This is a genomic window from Aeromonas sp. ZOR0001, from assembly GCF_000801015.1.
In the GTDB taxonomy this organism is placed as follows: domain Bacteria; phylum Pseudomonadota; class Gammaproteobacteria; order Enterobacterales; family Aeromonadaceae; genus Aeromonas; species Aeromonas veronii.
In genome coordinates this window covers 28,825-49,264 of record NZ_JRJY01000107.1, presented here as the reverse complement: position 1 = coordinate 49,264, position 20,440 = coordinate 28,825, and the positions used below count along the sequence as shown (strand labels likewise).

The following is a 20,440-nucleotide window of genomic DNA, read 5'->3' as shown; positions in this document are numbered from 1 at the left end:
GGCCAGCCAGTGCTGGAGGCTGCCGCCCGCGGCATCCTCGAACACATAGCTCTCGCGGTCTTTCAAATTCACGGTAAAGGCGCTGTTGCCGCCCGCGTCTTCTACCTTGGTGATGCGATGGCAGAGCACGCAGCCGGTCCCTTCCTCAACCACAGGTTCGCCCGCCTTGTGGGCGGCAATCAGCGAGGCGCCGCCCTGCTCGAACATGTGGGAGCCCTTGGGCAGATCCAGCTGGCCTGTCATCACCTGCTGGGGCATGTGGCAGCCCTGACACCATTGGCCAAACGCTTCCCCTTCGGTTTCGCGGGCCAGCGCCTGCACCACCTTGTAGTAGGGATGGGAGTTGCCCATCAGCCGGTGGTTGCTCTCGCTCCAATCTTTGAAGGCCTGTTGGTGGCAGTTCTGGCAGGAGGCGGAGTTGAGCCACTCCTTCGGGTGAGTCGTCGGCGCCTTGGCGGGATCGGTGCGCGGGGCATCGAGCCGCAGCCAGTTGGCGAGATAGGGGAGGTTGCCATCGGCGGTGACGAAGGCGTGTAAGTCCTCCATCATCGCCTTCACCTCGGGCTGAGGCTTGGCGGGGTCAACCGCTTCGGCCCCATCGCGGGTGTCGTGCCCCATGCCACCCTGGGTCTGCTGGGTCATGCGCAGGTATTCGCCGACAAAATCCCCCGCCACCATGTTGGTGAGGTTGGCGTGGCCGTTGATGGCGTTGTCGCCACTCTTCTGGCGATGGGCCGCCATCAGATAGCGGTTGGTGAAGTTGAACCCGTCCAGATGGCAGGAGTTGCAGCTCATCCAGTTGTCCCCCGCCATGGGGAAGCGTGAGTTGGACGCTGTGTTACCAAGATGGAACAGCCGCTCGCCGCGCTGAAGCGGCTCGGGGCGCGGATCCGTCTCTACCAGCTTGGCGAAGTGGGGCACATCAACCGTTACTCGGGCAAACGGGCCGCTGCCGCCACTATTGAGGCGGGTAAGATCCTGCCCCATGGCGTTGTGCACCAGAATATGGTCACCGTCGATCAGCAAGTCCCGCGGATTCTGGCCCGGCAGGTGACGCAATAGCTGGGTCGCCTTGGCGCCCCCCTGAAACTTCTTGCGGCGGTGGCGGTTGTTGTTGGACTTGCCGCTGCGGGAGAGATCAAACACCAGCAGATCTTCCGAGCCCGCCAGGGTCAGGTAGACCCGCTTGCCGTCGGCGGCGAAGCGTGCAGCGAACGGGTTGGAGACGATCTGGCTGCGGTTGCCGACGCTTGGCAGGTTGATCTGCAAAAAGAGCTGTTTTCTTTCATCGACCCGCTCTTTCTCCTCATCGAGATCGATGATGGAGACGGCCGGAAAGACGGTGCTTTGAAACTGGAAGGGGTGATCGAAGCTCCACAGCACATGAGGCAACCAGGCCTCGCTGCCATCGGGGGAGAGGGCGATGCCATCGAGCAGGCGCGGCAATCCCTGAGAGTCGCTCGGCGTGTCGCTATGGGTCTCGGCCAGGGTAATGAGCTTGGGCTTGGGAAGCGAAGATCCTTTGGCGCCGTGGCCAAGCTTGGCGAGATCATAGATGGCGAGCTGGCCGGTCATGGCGTGGGTGAGCAGCAGGCGATCGTCGTCGGTCAAGGCCAGCCCGCGGGGTGTCTCGGCAGTGGCCACTTCCAGTTGCAGCTTGCCCGCTGTGTCGTAGGCCTGCAGGCGAGCTGATTCGAACAGCGTGACCCAGAACCACTGCCGCTTGGCATCGAAGATGACCCCGTAGGGGCGGTGGCCGGTGGGGATCGTCTTTTCCAGGGTGAGATCATCATCCAGCAGCAGCAGGCGATCGCCGCTGTAGTCGGTGACCAGCAGGGTAGCGTCATCGGCGCGGGCCAGCTGGCGCAGATCGCCCCCCAGCGGCACCTCTTTTAGGCGCTTGCCGCTATCGCGCTCCAGCAGGGTGACCGAGCCAGCGCTCAGGTTGGCGGTGACGAGGCGCGGGGCGCTTCCCTCCTCATAGGCGAGCATCCCTGAACTCATTTGCTGGGCAAACGCGAAGGGGCTGGCCAGCAGCAGGACGAGTGTCAACAGGGGTGACAAATATGCAGAGAACGATGACTTCAACATGGGATCAGGAGCGCCATTTCAAGATGGTCCAGCGCCAGGCGTGGCGCAGCACCAGAGGAGTTAACGCCAACGCGCTCAGCCAGTGGGCCCAGCTGGCGAGGTTGCCCATGGCATCGCCCGGAGTGCCGTGCAGCACCAGCAGCAGGCCGCTGGCCAGACAGATCAGCAGCAGGGCTTCAATAATCCGCCCCGTGGTGCGTAAAAAGGGTTTGTTGCTGCGGTTCAACAAGCTGCGATGGGAGAGCCAGAAGGCGCCAAATAGCAGCGGGAACAGGGTGAGCGAGAGCATCACATGGAAAAACAGATTCCAGCGAGCCAGCGACCAGAGCGGGGTCAGCGGTTCCCACAGCAGCAGACCGGAGAAGAACATCAGATAGAGGGTGCCCTCGGCAGCCTGATGGTGGTAGGCCAGCCACTGCCAGAATTGTCGGGGTGAGATAGAAAGGCTTGTCATAAAGGCTCCAGCACCCGGGCGGGGCAGCCCGGGGGGAGCAAGTTTATAACGCAGTAAAAATAATGAAAAGTGTTATCAATTGTATTGCTGGTGAATCAAGGCTGAACAAGCACAGTGATCCGGCTCGACTATTTATGCTCCGCCATCCGTTCGGTCACTGCATAGGGAAGGTGCGAACAAATCCCTGATGTGAGATCGTGGGCGCCACTTGGCGCCTGCAATGAGGTTCAGCATGAATCATCAGCTCACCTTCGCGGATAGCGAGTTCAATGGCAAACGCCGCAAAACCCGTAAGGAGTTATTCCTGGCTCGTATGGAGGCGTTGCTCCCATGGGCAATGATGCTGGAGGTCATCGAGCCCGTCTATCCCAAGGCAGGTAATGGCCGTCGTCCCTACCCACTCGATACCATGCTGCGCATTCACTGTATGCAACAGTGGTATAGCCTTAGCGATGGCGCCATGGAGGATGCGCTCTACGAGATTACTTCAATACGTCTGTTTGCCAAGCTCTCACTGGACCAGGCCATCCCCGACCGCACCACCATCATGAATTTCCGCCATCTGCTGGAGTGGCACCAGCTGGCCCGGCAGCTCTTCGACGCCGTCAACCTGTGGCTTTCTGACGCCGGCATCATGATGAAGCAAGGCACGTTGGTCGATGCTACTCTCATTGAGGCCCCTTGCTCAACCAAGAACAAGCGTGGCGAGCGTGACGGCGAGATGCACCAGACCAAGAAAGGCAATCAATGGTACTTCGGCATGAAGGCTCATATCGGTGTCGATGCCAAGAGCGGCCTGACGCACACTCTGGAGACCACGGCAGCCAATGAGCACGACCTCAATCAAGTGGGAAATCTGCTCCATGGCGAGGAGGCATTTGTGTTCGCTGACGCAGGATATCAGGGTGCGGAAAATCGTGAAGAGCTGGCGGATGTAAAGGCACAATGGGCGATTGCGATGCGACCTGGCAGGCTCAAGGAGCTCAAAAAGCATCCGCGCAAAAACAAGGCTGTGATTGCCTTTGAGAGGCTCAAATCCAGCATCCGCGCCAAGGTGGAGCACCCGTTTCGGATCATTAAACGTCAGTTTGGCTTTGTGAAGGTGCGGTTCAAGGGGCTGCGCAAGAACGACAACCAACTGGCGATGTTGTTTACGCTGGCGAATCTGTTTCGCGTGGACCAGATGATACGGGCATGGTATAGCTGTGCCCAAAAATCGAGATAAGCCTCGAAAATGAGGCTAAATGGCGCTTAATAGCCGAATACTTGCGGCAAAAAGTCAGGTTTTGAAGTGATGATCATTTCAAATGCGGACAAGGAGTTCGTGGTGAAGGTGCGAACCGCTTGTTCGCACCTTCCTTAGGACATAGCCTTTTATTTATTGGGGGGGAGCTGGATCAGAGGATATCGCCAACGAAGTAGGCCAGCAGGGCGAGCAACACGGTAAAGACCACGTTCAGAGCCATACCGGCTTTCATCATCTCCCTCTGGCGGATGTGGCCACTGGCAAAGACGATGGCATTGGGCGGCGTGGCGACCGGCAGCATAAAGGCACAGGAGGCACCGATAGCGATCAACACTGACATCACCACAGGTGATACACCCAGCGCCTCGGCGACACCGGCAAACAGGGGAACCAACAGTGCGGCGGTGGCGGTGTTGGAGACCAGTTCGGTCAGGAATACCACGAAGGCGGCCAGCATAAGCAACACGACAAAAATGTTGGCGTTGGAGAGCACGGCCGACAGATGGCTGGCCAGGAATGCGCTGGTACCGGTGGCCTTGAGAATGGCGCTCAGGGTCAGACCGCCGCCAAACAGCATCAGCACGCCCCAGTCGGTGTTCTGGTTGACGTCATCCCAGCTGGCGACACGGCTGACCACGATGGCCACGATGGCGCCCATGGCAATCAGGGTGTCGAGTTGCGGAATACCGCCAAAGGCGTTGGAGATGGGTTGTGAGCCGATCCAGAGCACAACGGTGGTCAGGAAGATTGCCAGCGTCACTTTACGCTCGCGGGTCCAGTTGATGGTGACATCCTGGATCTCGACGCGGTGGCTGAGACGCGGGCGGGTGACCAGATAGAGCAGGGCAATGCCGCAGGGCATCAGGATCAGCACTACTGGAACACCGAATTTCATCCAGTCAGTGAAGCCAATCCCCATCTGGGCGGCTGCGATGGCGTTGGGTGGGCTACCCACCAGGGTACCGATGCCGCCGATACTGGCGCTGTAGGCGATCCCCAGCAATACGAAGACGAAGGTGGCGCGCTCTTTTTTGCTATCGAGGCGTGCCAGCATACCGATCGCCAGTGGCAGCATCATGGCGGTGGTAGCGGTGTTGCTGATCCACATCGACATGGCGGCTGTGATGGTAAAAAGCAGGATGACGCCCCAACCCAGATGACCATTGGCCAGGTGCATCACCTTGCCTGCCATCAGGGTATCCAGTCCCTGTTTTGAGAGGGCTGCCGCGAGGGCGAAACCGCCAAAAAAGAGGAACAGGATCGGGTTGGCAAAATCGGTGAGGGATTTGCTCATATCAAACACCCCGAGCACGGTAGCCAGCAGGGGTACCAGCAGCGCGGTGATGGTGACGTGCAGTGCTTCGGTCAGCCAGAGGATGGCGATAAAGACCAGAATGCCCAGCCCCTTGTTGACCATGGGGTCAAACGGGAGCCAGGCGAGCATGGCACAAAGTAGCAAAACATCCAGGATGACGATCCCTGATTTGATGTCCAGCCAGCGAGATGGAGCAGAGGGTACAGCTGATGTGTGCATAATGTTCTCTCGGTTAATTTATGGTTGTTTTTGTGTTGCCGAGATTACATCCATTCACTTGTTTGAAACAGACTCACATGTTGAAAATCAGCCTCTACTCACATACTCATTGATAAAAATGAGGAAATGAACACATAAATAAAACATGTGCGAAATATAAATCAAACATCCATGAACTGTTCCAGCCATTGCTTGAACATGCTCTTGGGCAAGGAGCCATTTATCTGGTTCACCAGTTTGCCCTGTTTGAAGACCATCAGGGTGGGGATGCTGCGAATGGCGTAACGGGCGGCAATGGTGCTCTGTTGCTCGGTATCGACTTTGACAAAGCGCATCCGTGGTTCGAGTTCATGGGCAACCTCATGAAATACCGGAGCAAACTGCTGGCAGGGGCCGCACCAGCTGGCCCAGAAATCGACCACGACCGGGATATCTGAGTTGATCAGGGTATCGAAGTTATCCGCCTTCCCGAGGCAAGGGGTCTGGCTGAACAGGAGGGCTTTGCAGCGCCCGCATTTGGCAGATGTATCGATATGGGTAACGGGCAGGCGGTTCCTGGTAAAGCAGTGGCTACAATAAGTAGTGATAAATGACATAATTGGTTCCTTCTAAATCAGCTCTGGCCGGGGATATGATGAGAAGCCAGAATGAAGCAATCGCGAAACAATAGCGAAATATCAGAGCAATAACGGTAACACAGTGCCCAGCGGGAGTGGATAATTCCCCCAGGGTTCATTGCCTAACCGGATAATTCAGCGACCACCAGATGAGAGTCGAGACGGGATGAATAAAGGATCACGGAAAAACCGTGCTGTGCCAGGGCTGATCGTTGCCTTGCTGCTCGCCTTTTCGGGCTACTGCTGGCAGTCGCTCAGTCAGCAGCAACAGGCCCACGACCTGAACGACGCGGCCGAGGTGGTGCTGAACCGGATTAACGCCGATACCGTCTATCTGCTTGGGCGGGAGCAGGCCAATGACAGCAATGTCCAGCAGCGACTGAACCAGTTATCCATCACCCTTGACGGTTTTGTACGGGAAGTCAGAAGCGATCCCGAGCTGGTGCAAGACGACCTTTCCCAGGCTCTGCTTGATGACATGGACACCTATCTGATGGCGCTGGCCAGGCTTCATGCCATTGAGATGGCTATCGAGTACCTCAATGCGCCCCTGCAGGCCCAGATTAAAAAGGTGCGGGGGATAAGCCCGTCAGACAGTGCGCTTCATCGCGACCTGGAGGAGCTGGCGCAACTGAGCAATTATCTGCAGCGCAGTTGGGACAAACGTGAACAGACTACGCTGGACCAGCTGCAACAGCAGTTGCAATCCCGTTATGGCAACTTGCCGGAGATCGCTACCCTGATCCGCCTGAGCAAGGAGATGAGCCAGCAGGTGATTGCCTATCACACCTTGCGTTACCAGCTCATCGACATGCATGTGATCGAGAGTCTGGTGCGCTGGAAACTCGACAAGCTGGAGCGCGCCTCCTCTTTGATGAACCGCTTCTATCTGATGGTGCTGTGCGGGGCTTTGATCTGCTTTGCGCTGGTGGCCTTCACCCTGTGGCGCCGCAATCAGAAGCTGAGCGAGTTGTCGCGCCAGACCGGCTTGCTGGCCCAGGCCAAAAGCGATTTTCTGGCCAACATGAGCCACGAGATCCGCACCCCCATGAATGCCATCATAGGTTTTAGCTCGCTGGCACTGCAGACTGAACTGGATCAACAACAGCGGGACTATTTGGGCAAGATCAAATCCTCATCCGATACCCTGCTGCTGCTGATCAACGACATCCTTGATTTGACCAAGGTGGAGTCAGGCAAGCTGACGTTGGAGGAGATCGACTTCGATCTCAGCGAGCAGCTTGATTCGCTGGCGGGCATGTTTGCCGATCTGGCGGAGCGCAAACACGTGGAAGTGGTTATTCGCAAGTCACCGGAGGTGCCGGTCTTCTTGCGTGGGGATCCCTTGCGATTGGGACAAGTGCTGGTCAATCTGGTGAACAACGCCATCAAGTTTACCGAACGCGGTGAAGTCGAAGTCTGCATCGAGCTGGCCAATCCTCACCCAATGCGGATCAGCTTCAGTGTGCGCGATACCGGCATCGGCATTGCCGAAGAGAAGCAGACCCAACTGTTTCAGGCGTTTACCCAGCTGGAGGCGGGTAATACCCGAAAATATGGCGGCTCGGGTCTTGGGCTCAACATCTCCCAGCGGCTGGTGGAGCTGATGGGGGGGCGGATCACCGTAGAGAGCAAGCCTGGCGTCGGCTCTCTGTTCAAGTTCGATATTCCGATGGCGCAGGCGGTCTACGGCGTGGCTGGACGGAAAGTCTTCTTCGAGAACCAGCCGCTGGTGATGGTGATGGATGACAACGAACTGGTGCTGGATCTGGCCCGGGACATTCTGACTCGGGCGGGAGTGCGAGTGCTGCCGGTTAACTCCCTTTCCCGCGCCCGTCAGCTGCTCCGTGAAGAGGGACCGAATCTGCGGTTGGCGATCCTCGACTGGCGCATGGGTCAGGAGGATGGGCTCGATCTGGCGCTGGAGATGTATCAGCACAGCCAGTGGCGGCGTATCCCCATCCTGATGATCAGTGCCTGGGCCAGAGAGGGGCTGCACGCCCGGATGGATAGCATGGGGCTGACTCATTTTCTGCCCAAACCGATGACCGAAAATGCCCTGCTGGCCAAGGTGGACGAACTGCTCAACGGCAGCTCTTACGAGCTCAACCTACGCAAGGCCGAGGCACAGGGGGATCAGCAACACTTCAAATCCCTGTTGCAGGGTACCCGAGTGCTGTTGGCGGAAGACAACCGGGTCAATCAGCAGCTCATCATTGAGTATCTGCGGCGCGTCGATGCGGTGGTGTGTGTGGTCAGCAATGGTCGGGAGGCGGTGGAGCGGGTCGCCGAGCAGCCTTTTGACGTGATCCTGATGGATTTGCAGATGCCGGTGCTGGACGGACTCGATGCCACCCGCCAGATCCGCAAGATGGTCGACAAACACGATGTGCCCATCATTGCCCTCACCGCCAGCGCCATGCCCGGTGACAAGGAGCGTTGCCTGGGGGTGGGGATGAATGGCTATGTCACCAAGCCGGTGAGCAAGCTGGATCTCTACAACAACCTGCTGCAGTGGGTAAAGCCGCAAGGGGTAGAGCAGGCGGGGATCATGGAGGTTAAACCGCCGGACATGATCGGGATCCTCGATCTGCAGGATGCCCTCAAGCGGCTGGAGCAGGACAAGGAGGCGTTGCAGATCCTGTTCAAGCTGTTCATGTCGGAACACAAGGACGACCTGTGGGAGATCCGCTCTGCCCTGCGCCGTCAGCAGCCCGAGGTGGCCAGCAAGCTGCTGCACACCCTCAAGGGGGTGTCGGCCAATATCTCGGCGGCCCGTCTGCAATTGGTGGCTGGCGAGCTGGAGTGGCGCTTGCGGCAAAACGAGGTGCTAAGCGAGACGGATCTGGAGCAGTTGCAACAGGTGTTCAGCCAGACCCGGGAAGAGGTGTCACACTTCCTGTTGACCGGTGAGCAGCATGAAAATTCGTATAATCCCTATTCATCAGGTGATGATCGCATGTCACAGTGAATTAAATAGTAATTATTCTCAACCATCCCGGTTCGGGATATGATGAGCTTTCGTTCGAATCGCCTCCAGCCGGAGGCGATTGTTTTCATTCTTCTATTTCTGCGTGGCTTCTCTGATGGCCGCTCCTTGGAGCGGTCACGGGCAGAGAGCGCTAAAGGTTGGTGGTGTGAGCGTATTTCTACGATTGAGCTGGTTTTTCAAGGAGCAGTGGCCCCGTTATCTGGCTGCCATCTCCCTGCTGCTGATGGTGGCCCTGTTGACCGTTATTCCGCCCAAAGTGGTGGGCTGGGTGGTGGATGGCATCACCAAGGGCGGTCTCGACAATGGTACCCTGATGCGCTATCTGGCGGGGCTGTTTGGTCTGGGTGTGCTGATTTATCTGCTGCGCTACGTCTGGCGGGTGATGCTGTTTGGTGCCTCTTACCGTCTGGCCTATGTATTGCGCAATCGCCTTTTCAGCCATTTCACCCGGATGAGCCCCGATTTTTATCAGCGCCACCGTACTGGCGATTTGATGGCCCATGCCACCAATGACATTCAGGCTGTGGAGATGACCGCTGGCGAAGGGGTGCTGACTCTGGTGGACTCCATCATGGTCGGGGTATTGGTGCTCTCCATCATGTGCAGCCAGTACTCCTGGCAGTTGACGCTGGTCTCCTTGCTGCCGCTGCCGGTGATGGCCTATTTCATGAACCGCTTCGGCACCCAGATCTACACCCAGTTCAAGGCGGCGCAAGGGGCCTTCTCCAGGCTCAACAACAAGACCCAGGAGGCCCTTTCCGGCGTGCGGGTGTTGAAATCCTATGCGGTTGAATCGCTGGAAGATGAAGGCTTTGCCGAGCTGACCAAACAGGCGGGGGAGCGCAATATGGCGGTGGCCCGCATCGATGCCAAATTCGATCCGGTCATCTATCTCTGTATCGGTTGCTCCTACTTCCTCGCGGTGGCGGGGGGCAGTGTGCTGGTGCTGCGCGATGAGTTGACCCTGGGTGAGCTCACCAGCTTCACCATGTACCTCGGCCAGCTGATCTGGCCGATGTTTGCCATCGCCTGGCTGTTCAACATCATCGAGCGGGGCAGCGCCGCCTACTCCCGTATCGAAAGCCTGCTGGGGGAGCGTAGCGATATCGAAGAGCCCGCCCAGCCTGCCGCGTTTACCTCTGCCTTTCCTTTGCAGATCAAAGGGGTGAGCTATCAACTTGAGCAGCGCACCCTGCTTGCGGATATCGACGTTACCCTCAAGCAAGAGGGGATGCTCGGGGTGGTGGGGCGCACCGGGGCAGGCAAGAGCTCCCTGCTCAAGCTGTTGATGCGCCTTGCCAATCCGACTCACGGTTCGATTGTCATGGGTGGCGTTCCGATTGACCAGCTGCCGCTCGCCACACTGCGCAGCCAGTTTGCCTATGTGCCGCAGGAGCCATTCCTGTTTTCCACCACTATCGCCGCCAATATCGCCCTGGGCAAACCCGATGCGACCCGCGAGGAGGTCGAACGGGTGGCGCGCATTGCCTGTGTCCACGATGATATTGTGCGTTTCCCCAAGGGCTATGAGACCGAGGTGGGGGAGAAAGGGGTGACCCTCTCCGGTGGCCAGAAACAGCGGCTGGCCATTGCCCGCGCCCTGCTGCTGGAGGCGCCCATTCTGGTGCTCGATGATGCGCTCTCGGCGGTGGATGCCCACACCGAGCAGCAAATTCTGCACGCTCTCAAAGCCCATCGTCGCACCCTGATCCTGGTCAGCCATCGCATGACGGCGGTGGAGCAGGCCGACGAGATCCTGGTGCTGGAGCAGGGGACCGTTAGCGAGCGGGGTCATCACGGTGCCCTGATGGCGCACAATGGCTGGTATGCAGATATGGTGCGTTACCAGCGTCTCGAAGAAGCGGTGGAGGAGAGCCTGTGAATCCGACCATTAAACGACTGCTCGCCTACTGCGCCCAGTATCCTCGCTGGCTGATCCAGGCGGGGATCTGTTTGCTGCTTGCCACCGGCGCCGAAGTGGCCGGACCGCTGCTGATCAAGCTTTTTATCGATGACTATCTGGCGCCACGCAATATCGTGCTGCCCACCATAGCCCTGATTGCAGCGGGCTATCTGGGTTTGCAGGTGCTGTCGGCGGCGGGCTTCTATTTGCAATCCCTGCGCTTCAATCGCATTGCTCAGGCGGTGGTGCAAACTTTGCGCGAGCAGGTATTTGCTACCGCCATCCGTTTGCCGGCCCGCTACTTTGACAAGCATCGCTCCGGCTCGCTGATTTCCCGCATCACCAACGACACCGAGGCGATCATGAACCTCTATGTGCAGGTGATCGGCTTGCTGGTGCAAAAGGTGGTGCTGTTGTGCGGCATCCTCATCTCCATGGCGCTGCTGGATCTGCGGCTGATGCTGGTCTGCTCCCTGTTGCTGCCCGCAGTGGGGGGGGTGATGTGGCTCTACCAGAAACTGAGCGTGCCGGTGGTGCGAGCGACCCGCAGTCTGCTCTCCGACATCAACAGCCGCCTCAACGAGTCGCTGCAGGGGATGCCGGTTATTCAGGCTATGGTGCAGGAGCGCCACTTTGCCAACGCCTTTGCCGAGGTGAACCAGCAACACTGGTCGGCACGGATCAAGAGCCTCAAGATCAACGGCATTTTGCTGCGTCCGCTCATCGATCTCTTCTACATGATGGTGCTGATCGGCTTGTTGGCGCTGTTTGCCCATGAGGGGGGGAGCCACGCGGGTGCTATTCAGGTAGGGGTGCTCTACGCCTTTATCAGCTATCTGGGCCGGATGATCGAGCCGCTCATCGAGATGACCAACCAGCTTAACCAGTTGCAGCAGGCGATGGTGGCGGGGGAGCGGGTCTTTGCTCTGCTCGATGAAACCCGCGAGAGCACCGAGGGCGAGCTGCGCCCGCTGGAAGGGCGGGTCAGTTTCGAGCGGGTGAGCTTCTCCTACGATGGTGAGCAGCAGGTGCTGCGGGAGGTCAGCTTTGCCGCAAAACCGGGCCAGATGCTGGCGCTGGTGGGCCATACCGGCAGCGGCAAGTCCACCATCATCAGCTTGCTGATGGGCTTCTATCCGCTGGATCAGGGGCAGATCCGCTTCGATGATCACGCACTGGATACCCTGTCGCTGGCGGCGGTGCGCCGCAGCATCGGGCTGGTGCAGCAGGATCCTTTTATCTTCGTCGGCACCCTGGCGGAGAACCTGCGTCTCGGCCGCGCCGGCATAGATGACGCGCGGCTCTGGCAGGCGCTGAGCGAGGTGCAGCTGGCCGACTTTGTGCGCAGCCTGCCACAGGGGATCAACACCCTGATGGAGGAGGGTGGCAAGAACCTCTCCGCCGGTCAGCGGCAACTGCTCTCCTTTGCCCGTGCACTGGTGGGGGATCCGCGCATCCTCATTCTGGATGAAGCGACGGCCAGCGTAGACTCCCAGACCGAGCTGGCGCTGTCGCAGGCGATCTCTGCTGCCCGTCGTGGCCGCACTACCATCGCCATCGCCCACCGCCTCTCGACCATCGTCGATGCGGACGAGATCCTGCTGCTCTCCCGTGGTCAGGTGAACGAGCGGGGTACCCATGGTGAGTTGATGGCCCTCGGCGGTCACTATGCCCAGCTGTTCGAGATGCAGAGTCAGGGGGCCTGGCTGGAAGAGAAACGCGCCTGATCGGCACATTTGCTGTAACCGCGACATGAACGAAAAGAGGGAACCGATGCGGTTCCCTCTGTTTTTTGGGTTGGGCAAAAGGTCGTAACCGTGATCCCTGTGCTTGTCGAATGGCGCAGATGCAGGCAACATGTTGTTTACATTAACTCGTCGGATCAGTTCGCATATGGATTTGCAACGCTTCAAAGCCAATCTGGCGCTCCGGCTGTTTGCCTGGCGCTATATTCCCGTCATCGGGTTTTGTGCCCCGATCATCGAAGAGATGAACGCCAAGGCGCTGCGCATTCGCATTCCCCTTGGCTGGCGTACCCGTAACCATCTGGGCAGCATGTATTTTGGTGCGCTGGCGACCGGCGCCGATCTGGTAGGCGGTCTGCTGGTGATGGAGAAGGGGCGGCAGCGGCGCAAGAAGGTGCACTTCGCCTTCAAGGATGTGCAGGGGGAGTTTTTGAAACGACCGGAGGGGGATGTGCAGTTCGACTGCGCAGCGGGGGAGGAGATTGACGCCATGATCGACGAGTCGCTGGCAAGCGGTCAGCGCATCAATCGCCCCATCCGGGTGGTGGCCACCTGTCCGTCATTGAACGGGGATGAGGCGATGGCGCGTTTTGTGCTGACCCTGTCGATCAAGGCCAGCTAGCGGGTTGCCGGAGAGTGGCTCCCCGAAACGGGTTTAGCCAATCTCCGGGCTGACGCCCTCTTTCACCACGACCTTCATGCCGTTGAAGTTGACCACCTGTTCGGCCACGATCTTGCAGCGCTTGCGGGTCTCCACCTGACCGTCCACCTCGACCAGCCCTTCGGCAACGAGGGCTTTGGCGGCGCCGCCACAATCGGCCCACCCCTGATGTTTGATAAGGTCACACAAGGCAACGAAGGGGTGACCTTCGAGCAGAAACGTCTCCATGGGAAATCCTCTAGATGGATGAATGCCGGATACAGCAGGGCGACTATTTTAGGCAGTTCGCTCAGGCAAAGAAAGGAAGAGGGGCCACTCGCTGCGAAAAAGTGGTCGATTGTCCTTGAGGTGGCGCTTTCGTAAGTCCTGATGGAGAGGTGAGAGGGCCAACCGTGACGTATCGTGACGCACCTCGTCCCTGCTGGTGTGCCCACACTCTCCCCTGACTGTTAGGATCGGGCCACTCTCAATGGCCCAAGGAACTTTCCATGACACTCTCCCGCCTGCTGCTGGCATGCAGCGCCCTTACTCTGTGCGGTGTCGCGCAGGCCAGTACTCCGGTGCAGGTCTCGCTGCCCGGGGTCAATTTGCCCGCGTCCCATCAGGTGGAAGGGGCGCGCGCCTCGCTGCTCTACGGTCGGACCGGTCAGGTGAAGGGCATTGATCTGCCGATCTTCGCCCTCTCCGATGTGGATCAGTTCAGCGGTCTGCAGCTCGGGATTTTCCTCGGTGCTGGTCGGGTGCGTCACCAGTTTGGCGGGGTCGCTATCAACGCCATCAACTGGCACGAAGGGCAGGATACCGGCGTCAATCTGGGGCTGGTCAACCTGACCAACAATGTGCAGGGGCTTAACTGGGGGGCGGTCAATATCGCCAAGGGCAATGCGCTGGCCAACGTCGGCTTCGTCAATTATGCCGAGCGTACCACCTTCCAGATTGGCTTTATCAATGCGACCAAGCATCTCGATGGCTTGCAGATCGGGCTGGCCAACTATGCCGCCAACGGCGTGTTCCCCATTCTGCCGCTAGTGAACTTCCAGAAATCGTTCTGACAAGGCGGTTCGCTTTGCGTTAAGGGCCTCTGCTGATTACCCTGTGCCTCTTGCAACTTGTGACAGGCGAACAGAGGTAATTGATGACGGCAGGGCAAATGAGTGCAATCGGGATCGGCTGGGATGTGCGTGGCTGGCAGGGCAGTGCCCAGGCGGTGGCCGTGGTGGGCTGGCAGGCCGAATCCAACCGCCTGCACTGGCTCGGGGTGTCGCCGCTGTTTCGTCTGAGCTCGCGGGTGGCGCCAGATCTGGCCGCTCTGCTGCGTCCCGCCCTGCAAAATGAGCTGACCCTGATGCAGGTAGAAGCCTGCCCGCAACTGGCGCTCGGTATCGATGCGCCGCTTGCCTTTCCCCGCGCTTTGCGGGATCTGCTAAATGGCCAGCCACATAGCTGTGCCGCTCCCGAGCGTGAGATAGATAACCCCTACGCCTACCGCGACTGCGAGCGCTGGCTGTATCAGCAGTACGGCAAGAAGCCGCTGTCGGCCACCTTCGACCGGCTCGGCAACAACGCCACTCTGGCGCTCTCCATGCTGCCGCAGCTCTCTGATCTGCAACTGGTGCCGACCGTTGCCCCGAAGGCCAGCCGCGCCGTGCTGGAGGTCTATCCGGCACTGTCCAAAGTCGGCGGCAAGGCATCCCCGGCACGGCCCGAGCTGGCGGCGCAGCTGCCTGCGGATGTGCTGGTTGGCACCGATCGCTATGATGCGGCGCTCTGCGCCCTGATGGCGCTGCAATATGCTGCTGGCTGCAAGGTGACGGTATTGCCTGAGCTGATTTCGCCACCCAGTGACATGCCGTGTGATGAGGGATGGGTCTATCACTTTGCCCGTCATGCTGTTGAACGCAACGGGATGTGACGGACGGACGCGGCGCATCATGGCGCCGCTCACCCTGTGGACGCGGGCCAAATGGCGCAAAAAACCTGTCTTTAGTCAGGAAATTGCCTGTTCATCCCGCGCCAAGGTGGCGCATCGTTATCTTCATCCGATATATTGCCCACCTTGCTGATCCTTTGCTGTGGTATTACCGATGAAATCCGTTCTCTCTATTCAGTCCCACGTGGTCTTTGGTTGTGCCGGCAACAGCGCGGCCGTCTTCCCCATGCGCCGCCTTGGTATGGATGTATGGCCCATCAACACGGTGCAGTTTTCCAACCACACCCAATATGCCCAGGGGTGGCAGGGGATGGCGATGCCGGCAGGCCATATCAGTGCGCTGGTGAAAGGATTGGGCAATATCGAGGTGTTGAGCCAGTGTGATGCCGTGCTGAGCGGTTACCTTGGCTCCGCCGAACAGGGAGACGAGATCCTGACTGTGGTCAACGCCGTCAAGGCGGCCAACCCCGATGCCATCTACTTCTGCGACCCTGTGATGGGTCATCCGGAGAAGGGGTGTATCGTCGCTCCCGGCGTTACCCGTTTCCTGACCGAGCAGGCGTTGCCGGTAGCCGACATGATGGCCCCCAACCTGCTGGAGCTGGAGACCCTCTGTGATATCCATCTGGCAGATCTGGATCAGACCCGCGCGGCTGCCCATCAGCTGCTGGCCCGCGGCGTCAAGCTGGTGCTGGTCAAGCATCTCGGTCGTGCGGCGCAGGACTCCAGCCGCTTCGAGATGCTGCTGGCAACGCCGCAAGGGGATTATCTGATTGCCCGTCCGCTCTATGACTTTGCCCGCCAGCCGGTGGGGGTGGGCGATCTTATCAGCGCCCTGATGCTGGCCAATTTGCTGGCCGGTCACGATGCGGTCAGCGCGTTCGAGCGCACCAACGCCTCGGTGGATGCGGTGCTGCAGGAGACCTGGCGCCAGCAGGCTTACGAGCTGCAACTCATCGCCGCGCAAGATGCCTTCGCCCTGCCAGAGGTTGCAGTGCGAGCGGTGAAACTGCCCTGATACTGCGCAGGCGTTCGTCTATCTAGACAAGCGATGGGCTGCAGATAAAAAAGGCTTGCCAATGGGCAAGCCTTTTACTGTTTGCCTATTTAGTGCGGCAAGCAATCAGATGCGGGGATGGCGGAGGCGATAACGCTCAGCCATGGCATTGGCCGCTACCATGGCGGCGTAGACATCCTGTTCACTCACTGTCATCGGCATGTTGCCCATGGTATCGAGGGGATCGCAGGCCAGCTGCGCCACCTTGCGCCACTCGCTTTCATCAAAGTGGGTGAGCCCCAGTTCTTGCAGTGTCATGGGCAGGCCTGCACAGTCGATGATGCGAAACACCTCATCAAGCTCATGTTGCGGGGCGCGCTCAAGCACGAGTTGGGTCAGCAGGCCGAAGACCACCTTCTCACCATGTTGGGCACGATGGAGTTCCGCGATCAGTGACATGCCATTGTTGATTGCATGAGCGGCGGCCAGCCCACCGGCTTCTGCGCCGACCCCGCTGAGGTAGATGGTGGCCTCGATAACCTGCTCAAGCGCTGGGGTCGAGACATGGTGGCGTATCGCATCCATGGCCAGCTCGATGTTCTCACCAAGCAGCTCGTAACAGAGCTTTGCCAGACCAAGGCCAGTGCGTGAAGGACGCTTGCCGACCAGATTGAGCCCGTCCGACCGATAGCAGGCGCGCGCCTCGAAATAGGTGGCCAGGGCATCACCAACGCCTGCGGAAAAGAAGCGGGGAGGGGCGGCGGCAATGATGGCCGTGTCAGCCAGCACCACGTCCGGATTTTGCGGCAGGAACAGATAGCGTTCAAATTCCCCCGCCTGGTTGTAGATCACCGCCAGTGCCGTGCAGGGGGCATCTGTGGAGGCAATCGTCGGGAACAGCACAACCGGACGGCGCAGATAGAAGGCCACGGCCTTGGCGACATCCAGCGTCTTGCCGCCGCCGATCCCGACAATCACGTTCGCACCATATTGCTCTGCAAGGTGGGTCAGGCGGTGGATTTCCTGTTCGGTGCATTCATAGCGAAACTTGTCGACCACTCCCCTGAGGCCTGCCTGCAGGAGCCCCGCCAAAGCTTCTTCCCGTACCCGCTCCAGAATGAACTCATCGCTGATGAGCAACGCATAGTCACCAAAATCTTTAACGTGCTCATGGAGTTGCGGGAGAAGGTGTTGACCGATGATGAACTTTTTGGGGGAGGTAACTGTACGGGGCAAAGTGGGCATCCATTATTCCTCAAGGCAGTGAACAACATAGATTTGATTATCAAATGGGTCTCTCACGATACGCCTGATGAGGCAATAGATGAAGAGGAAAAGGGGGGGCGTTTTAATCATTAATTAATCTTTTTGTTTGGTTGTATTTTGGGGCGAGCAATTGGCGGTGTTGAGGAATACAGGCGCAATGGCCGTATCGTGGCAATCCGTCGCAAGCCATATTGCTGCAACAAACAGTCACGCTGGCAACAAACAGTCACGCTGGCAACAAGCAGGGCCGCTTGGTGCGGCCCTGCTGTATTTGGATAAGGGATAGGGGATGGTCAGAGCGGTTTGTAGAAGATGACGGTCGCAGCAAGGGAGCCATCGACGTTGCGTGCAAAGCTCGGGATCTGGCCCGCTTCCAGATAGCCGAGTTGACGATAGAGGTGGGAGGCCACATCACCGGCGCGAGTATCCAGCACCAGCAGCGAACGGCCCGCGGTATGGGCGCCTTGTTCCATTGCCAGCATCAGCGCACGACCGACACCTTTACCTCTCGCCGTTTGCAGTACCATCAGTTTTTCCACTTCGGCCCGGTGGCGACCGTTGGCCTTGCCACAGAGCGCGAGCTGAATCGCTCCCACGAGCTGTTGTTGCTCAAGGGCAAGCCACAGCTTTCGGTGACCTGCCGCTAGATCCGCTTCAATTCCTTGCCAGTAGCGGGCAGATTCCTCCGTGGTCAGCGGTGGTAAAAAACCGACCGAGGCGCCGCTATCGACACAATCTTGCAGCAGGGTGATGAGCGCACTTTGGTAGGTTGCTGCGCTCTTAACTTCCACAATGTCCATCTGACATCCTTGTCGTTGCGCTGTTATGTGGCTGATTGCCACCGTTGGTGAATTTGAGGTGGATACGTATGCTTGCCGCAAGCACGGCTTGTCAGCGGATCAGCCCCTGCTCAACCAGCCAGGTAAACAGCAAGCGGGAGACGGGGGAGAGCTCATCGAGGTGAGAGCTGTCGAGCCAGCGCAGCTCGGCAATTTCTGCCGAGGCGATCGGGGTGCCGCTTGTTTCGCCGGTGTAACAGCGCAGTCTCACCTCGACTCCTGCCGGTTTGCCATCGGCCTGAGCGCTGAACTCGCAGACAAAGCGCAGGGTATCGGGTTGCAGGGTGACAGCCAGCTCCTCTTCAATCTCGCGGATCAGTGCCGCCTCGTCGCTCTCGCCCGGTTCCCGCTTGCCGCCTGGGATGTAATAGATGTCCTTGCCGTGGGAGCGGGCGCAGAGCAGCTGCTGATCTTTAAAGGTGAGCCAGGCGAGTTTGTCGATCATTGAGTTGCATCCTCTGGTTGTGTGGTGTGTATTGCCTGCATGTGCAGGGTGCGGTAGGAGCGAGGCTCCTGCGCATCGGGAGAGAGTCCCAACTGATCTGCCAGCGCGAGCAGTTGCTGGCGAAATTCAGGCAGGCGTGCCTCGTCATCGGTCATGATGGCGAGCTCGGCAAAATCCCCGATCTCGGCCAGATGATCCAGGGTGACGTGAAACGGGCCAATGAAGTAGATGCTGCGCCTTTTGGTGATCACGAGTATCTGCCGGTAGTTCATGGTGAGGAGCATGTTGGCAGCCTTGTCCGCATCATTGATATTGACCGCCTCGCAGCGATCCGACTCGGGCCCCTTGACGATCCAGAGCTGGATGCCGGAGGGCTGCATGGTGCGGATAGCCAGACTTTTGCCAGCTCGGGCAAGGGCATCGTCCTGGGTGTCGAAGTAGCGATCCTGCTCCAGATTATCCTCCAGCATGATCTCCGGATTGAGGGCGAGCAGTGCCTTGAGGAAGGCGGGGCGATCCGTCAGCTGATATTTGAACTCGACTTCGAAACGGCCCTGAAAGTGCGTCTGTGACATCAAGAAGATCCCTCTGTGAGCCTGTGTGGCAGGCAGCCTAACAAAGATGAAGTTGAGTCCCAAGGAGAAAGAGGGGATATGCCGGAAACGCACTGTTTCCAGCGCGGTGACCGCGTAGATGAATGAGTGCGCAATGGCTGGTTCGCCACAGACTTTTCGACCCTAAAAAAGCGGACTGGCGCACACCACGACAGGGCCGGACTGGGCGAAGGCGGGGTCCTTGTGGTTTAATCTTGCCACTTTAGCGGTAGTAGGCGACGAGCCTGCTACCTTGCGTTGGCAAGATGCAGGTGAGCAAGATGCAGATAGCAGCAGAGAGCAAATTTATCGGACTCGGGGTCGCGGGCAATTTCGCCGGTCATCTGGAGCAGGCGGGTGAAGCGTCGGACTTCGTAGCGGTAGTCGTGCGCGACACCACGGCGCCCAAGGCGCTGTTTCCCTTTTTCGTGCCGGGCCATCCGGGTCAGCTCGGGGTATTCCCGTTGAGCGACAAGGCGATCTTCCTGCCGGAAGCGGCGGTCAGTGGTGACGAGAAGGTGCAGATCGAGCCGGAAGTAGCCCTCTGGTGCGAGCTGGAGTATGCCGGCAAGCAGGTGGTGGCGATCCATCCCCGCGCCTTTGGTGCCTATAACGACTGCTCCATCCGCCGTCCCAACGCCAAGAAGATTAGCGAGAAAAAGAACTGGGGCGAAGAGAGCAAGGGGTTGGCGGCCAACCTGCTGCCGCTTTCCGGTTTTGCCGCCGGTTGCGAGCTCGATGACTATCGCATCGCTTGCTATCTGGAGCGCGATGGCGAGCTGCACGCTTACGGGGTAGACAGCGCCGCCATCGACTACAGCTACTTCCACGGCAAGCTGCTCGACTGGGCCATCGACAAGTTCAATCATCAGCAGGATGAGGGGCCGGCGGAGCACATTCAGGGACTGCTGGCGCAGGCGGGACATCCTCCCCATGCGCTCATTAGTATCGGTGCCACCCGCTATACCCCGTTTGGCGAGACCCACTTCCTCAAACCGGGCGACACCTCCTGCGTGGTGGTCTATCCGGGCAGCCGTTATAGCGAAGCGGATATTCGCGAAGCGATCCGCAGCCGCAACTTTGGCGCTGATATGTCGGTGCTGCTGCAGGCGGTGCAGGCGCGCTAA

Annotated in this window: 18 protein-coding genes; 9 read left to right on the top strand and 9 right to left on the bottom strand. The window is 58.9% G+C overall.

Translation table 11 applies throughout. The features are described from left to right. Both L972_RS13700 and L972_RS13695 read right to left on the bottom strand, forming a co-directional pair. Positions 1 to 2,091, bottom strand: a 2,091-nt coding sequence (locus tag L972_RS13700) for a YncE family protein (protein ID WP_047438880.1), incomplete at its 3' end; no start/stop codon positions are given. A gap of 4 nt (positions 2,092 to 2,095) precedes the next feature. After that, a complete protein-coding gene (locus tag L972_RS13695; RefSeq protein ID WP_047438878.1) occupies positions 2,096 to 2,545 on the bottom strand; it encodes a hypothetical protein in 450 nt (149 codons plus the stop codon). A gap of 232 nt (positions 2,546 to 2,777) precedes the next feature. Between L972_RS13695 and L972_RS13690 the strand changes: the two genes are divergently transcribed. Further along, positions 2,778 to 3,770 (top strand): IS5 family transposase, encoded by a 993-nt coding sequence (locus L972_RS13690; RefSeq protein WP_047438876.1) that lies wholly within the window; start codon positions 2,778 to 2,780, stop codon positions 3,768 to 3,770. Between the two features lie 172 nt (positions 3,771 to 3,942). Here L972_RS13690 and L972_RS13685 read toward each other — a convergent pair whose 3' ends face one another. Continuing rightward, complete coding sequence (locus L972_RS13685; protein ID WP_005333606.1) at positions 3,943 to 5,325, bottom strand: SLC13 family permease; 1,383 nt, start codon at positions 5,323 to 5,325, stop codon at positions 3,943 to 3,945. A 161-nt stretch (positions 5,326 to 5,486) separates the two neighbouring features. Beyond that, entirely contained in the window at positions 5,487 to 5,921 is a 435-nt protein-coding gene (gene trxC, locus L972_RS13680; protein WP_047438874.1) for a thioredoxin TrxC, read from the bottom strand. A 187-nt stretch (positions 5,922 to 6,108) separates the two neighbouring features. Between trxC and L972_RS13675 the strand changes: the two genes are divergently transcribed. The 4 genes from L972_RS13675 to L972_RS13660 all read left to right on the top strand — a co-directional run bounded on the left by L972_RS13675 (position 6,109) and on the right by L972_RS13660 (position 13,204). Beyond that, positions 6,109 to 8,913 carry a hybrid sensor histidine kinase/response regulator gene (locus L972_RS13675; RefSeq protein WP_047438872.1) on the top strand — a complete coding sequence of 935 codons (2,805 nt, stop codon included), beginning with the start codon at positions 6,109 to 6,111 and terminating at the stop codon, positions 8,911 to 8,913. Between the two features lie 166 nt (positions 8,914 to 9,079). Next, positions 9,080 to 10,816 (top strand): ABC transporter transmembrane domain-containing protein, encoded by a 1,737-nt coding sequence (locus L972_RS13670; protein ID WP_047438870.1) that lies wholly within the window; start codon positions 9,080 to 9,082, stop codon positions 10,814 to 10,816. Beyond that, positions 10,813 to 12,564 carry an ABC transporter transmembrane domain-containing protein gene (locus L972_RS13665; protein ID WP_047438868.1) on the top strand — a complete coding sequence of 584 codons (1,752 nt, stop codon included), beginning with the start codon at positions 10,813 to 10,815 and terminating at the stop codon, positions 12,562 to 12,564. Before L972_RS13670 ends, L972_RS13665 begins: the two co-directional genes overlap by 4 nt. A gap of 166 nt (positions 12,565 to 12,730) precedes the next feature. Beyond that, positions 12,731 to 13,204 carry a DUF4442 domain-containing protein gene (locus tag L972_RS13660; protein ID WP_005352552.1) on the top strand — a complete coding sequence of 158 codons (474 nt, stop codon included), beginning with the start codon at positions 12,731 to 12,733 and terminating at the stop codon, positions 13,202 to 13,204. A 33-nt stretch (positions 13,205 to 13,237) separates the two neighbouring features. Here L972_RS13660 and ybcJ read toward each other — a convergent pair whose 3' ends face one another. Continuing rightward, entirely contained in the window at positions 13,238 to 13,471 is a 234-nt protein-coding gene (ybcJ, locus tag L972_RS13655; protein WP_005361116.1) for a ribosome-associated protein YbcJ, read from the bottom strand. A gap of 260 nt (positions 13,472 to 13,731) precedes the next feature. Here ybcJ and L972_RS13650 point away from each other — a divergent pair, with 260 nt between their 5' ends. From L972_RS13650 to pdxY, 3 genes are all read left to right on the top strand, one after another. After that, a complete protein-coding gene (locus L972_RS13650; RefSeq protein ID WP_005333596.1) occupies positions 13,732 to 14,295 on the top strand; it encodes a VC2662 family protein in 564 nt (187 codons plus the stop codon). 83 nt (positions 14,296 to 14,378) lie between these two features. Beyond that, the gene (locus L972_RS13645; RefSeq protein ID WP_047438866.1) at positions 14,379 to 15,155 is read left to right on the top strand and encodes a DUF429 domain-containing protein; all 777 of its coding nucleotides are present in this window, start codon (positions 14,379 to 14,381) and stop codon (positions 15,153 to 15,155) included. 172 nt (positions 15,156 to 15,327) lie between these two features. After that, positions 15,328 to 16,191, top strand: coding sequence for a pyridoxal kinase PdxY (gene pdxY / locus L972_RS13640; protein WP_047438865.1), 864 nt, complete (start codon positions 15,328 to 15,330; stop codon positions 16,189 to 16,191). Positions 16,192 to 16,296: 105 nt separating this feature from the next. Here pdxY and L972_RS13635 read toward each other — a convergent pair whose 3' ends face one another. The 4 genes from L972_RS13635 to L972_RS13620 form a co-directional block, all read right to left on the bottom strand. After that, a complete protein-coding gene (locus tag L972_RS13635; RefSeq protein ID WP_047438863.1) occupies positions 16,297 to 17,415 on the bottom strand; it encodes a glycerol dehydrogenase in 1,119 nt (372 codons plus the stop codon). A 314-nt stretch (positions 17,416 to 17,729) separates the two neighbouring features. Then, positions 17,730 to 18,236: a GNAT family N-acetyltransferase gene (locus tag L972_RS13630; RefSeq protein WP_047438861.1), complete on the bottom strand. Its 507-nt coding sequence runs from the start codon at positions 18,234 to 18,236 to the stop codon at positions 17,730 to 17,732. Positions 18,237 to 18,327: 91 nt separating this feature from the next. Then, on the bottom strand, positions 18,328 to 18,720 hold the full coding sequence (locus L972_RS13625) for an NUDIX hydrolase (RefSeq protein ID WP_047438860.1): 393 nt from the start codon (positions 18,718 to 18,720) through the stop codon (positions 18,328 to 18,330). After that, positions 18,717 to 19,295, bottom strand: coding sequence for a class IV adenylate cyclase (locus L972_RS13620; protein ID WP_047438858.1), 579 nt, complete (start codon positions 19,293 to 19,295; stop codon positions 18,717 to 18,719). The genes L972_RS13625 and L972_RS13620 overlap by 4 nt, the downstream gene beginning before the upstream one ends. Before the next feature lie 299 nt (positions 19,296 to 19,594). Here L972_RS13620 and L972_RS13615 point away from each other — a divergent pair, with 299 nt between their 5' ends. After that, the gene (locus tag L972_RS13615) at positions 19,595 to 20,440 is read left to right on the top strand and encodes a DUF5718 family protein (RefSeq protein ID WP_047438856.1); all 846 of its coding nucleotides are present in this window, start codon (positions 19,595 to 19,597) and stop codon (positions 20,438 to 20,440) included.

Bases quoted from the DNA above. Each gene is read 5' to 3' on its own strand.
- L972_RS13630 (WP_047438861.1), bottom strand. From the start codon at position 18,236: ATGGACATTGTGGAAGTTAAGAGCGCAGCAACCTACCAAAGTGCGCTC.
- L972_RS13645 (WP_047438866.1), top strand. From the start codon at position 14,379: ATGACGGCAGGGCAAATGAGTGCAATCGGGATCGGCTGGGATGTGCGT.
- L972_RS13685 (WP_005333606.1), bottom strand. From the start codon at position 5,325: ATGCACACATCAGCTGTACCCTCTGCTCCATCTCGCTGGCTGGACATC.
- L972_RS13615 (WP_047438856.1), top strand. From the start codon at position 19,595: ATGCAGATAGCAGCAGAGAGCAAATTTATCGGACTCGGGGTCGCGGGC.
- L972_RS13695 (WP_047438878.1), bottom strand. From the start codon at position 2,545: ATGACAAGCCTTTCTATCTCACCCCGACAATTCTGGCAGTGGCTGGCC.
- L972_RS13690 (WP_047438876.1), top strand. From the start codon at position 2,778: ATGAATCATCAGCTCACCTTCGCGGATAGCGAGTTCAATGGCAAACGC.
- pdxY (WP_047438865.1), top strand. From the start codon at position 15,328: ATGAAATCCGTTCTCTCTATTCAGTCCCACGTGGTCTTTGGTTGTGCC.
- L972_RS13625 (WP_047438860.1), bottom strand. From the start codon at position 18,720: ATGATCGACAAACTCGCCTGGCTCACCTTTAAAGATCAGCAGCTGCTC.
- L972_RS13620 (WP_047438858.1), bottom strand. From the start codon at position 19,295: ATGTCACAGACGCACTTTCAGGGCCGTTTCGAAGTCGAGTTCAAATAT.
- trxC (WP_047438874.1), bottom strand. From the start codon at position 5,921: ATGTCATTTATCACTACTTATTGTAGCCACTGCTTTACCAGGAACCGC.
- L972_RS13635 (WP_047438863.1), bottom strand. From the start codon at position 17,415: ATGCCCACTTTGCCCCGTACAGTTACCTCCCCCAAAAAGTTCATCATC.
- L972_RS13675 (WP_047438872.1), top strand. From the start codon at position 6,109: ATGAATAAAGGATCACGGAAAAACCGTGCTGTGCCAGGGCTGATCGTT.
- L972_RS13650 (WP_005333596.1), top strand. From the start codon at position 13,732: ATGACACTCTCCCGCCTGCTGCTGGCATGCAGCGCCCTTACTCTGTGC.
- ybcJ (WP_005361116.1), bottom strand. From the start codon at position 13,471: ATGGAGACGTTTCTGCTCGAAGGTCACCCCTTCGTTGCCTTGTGTGAC.
- L972_RS13660 (WP_005352552.1), top strand. From the start codon at position 12,731: ATGGATTTGCAACGCTTCAAAGCCAATCTGGCGCTCCGGCTGTTTGCC.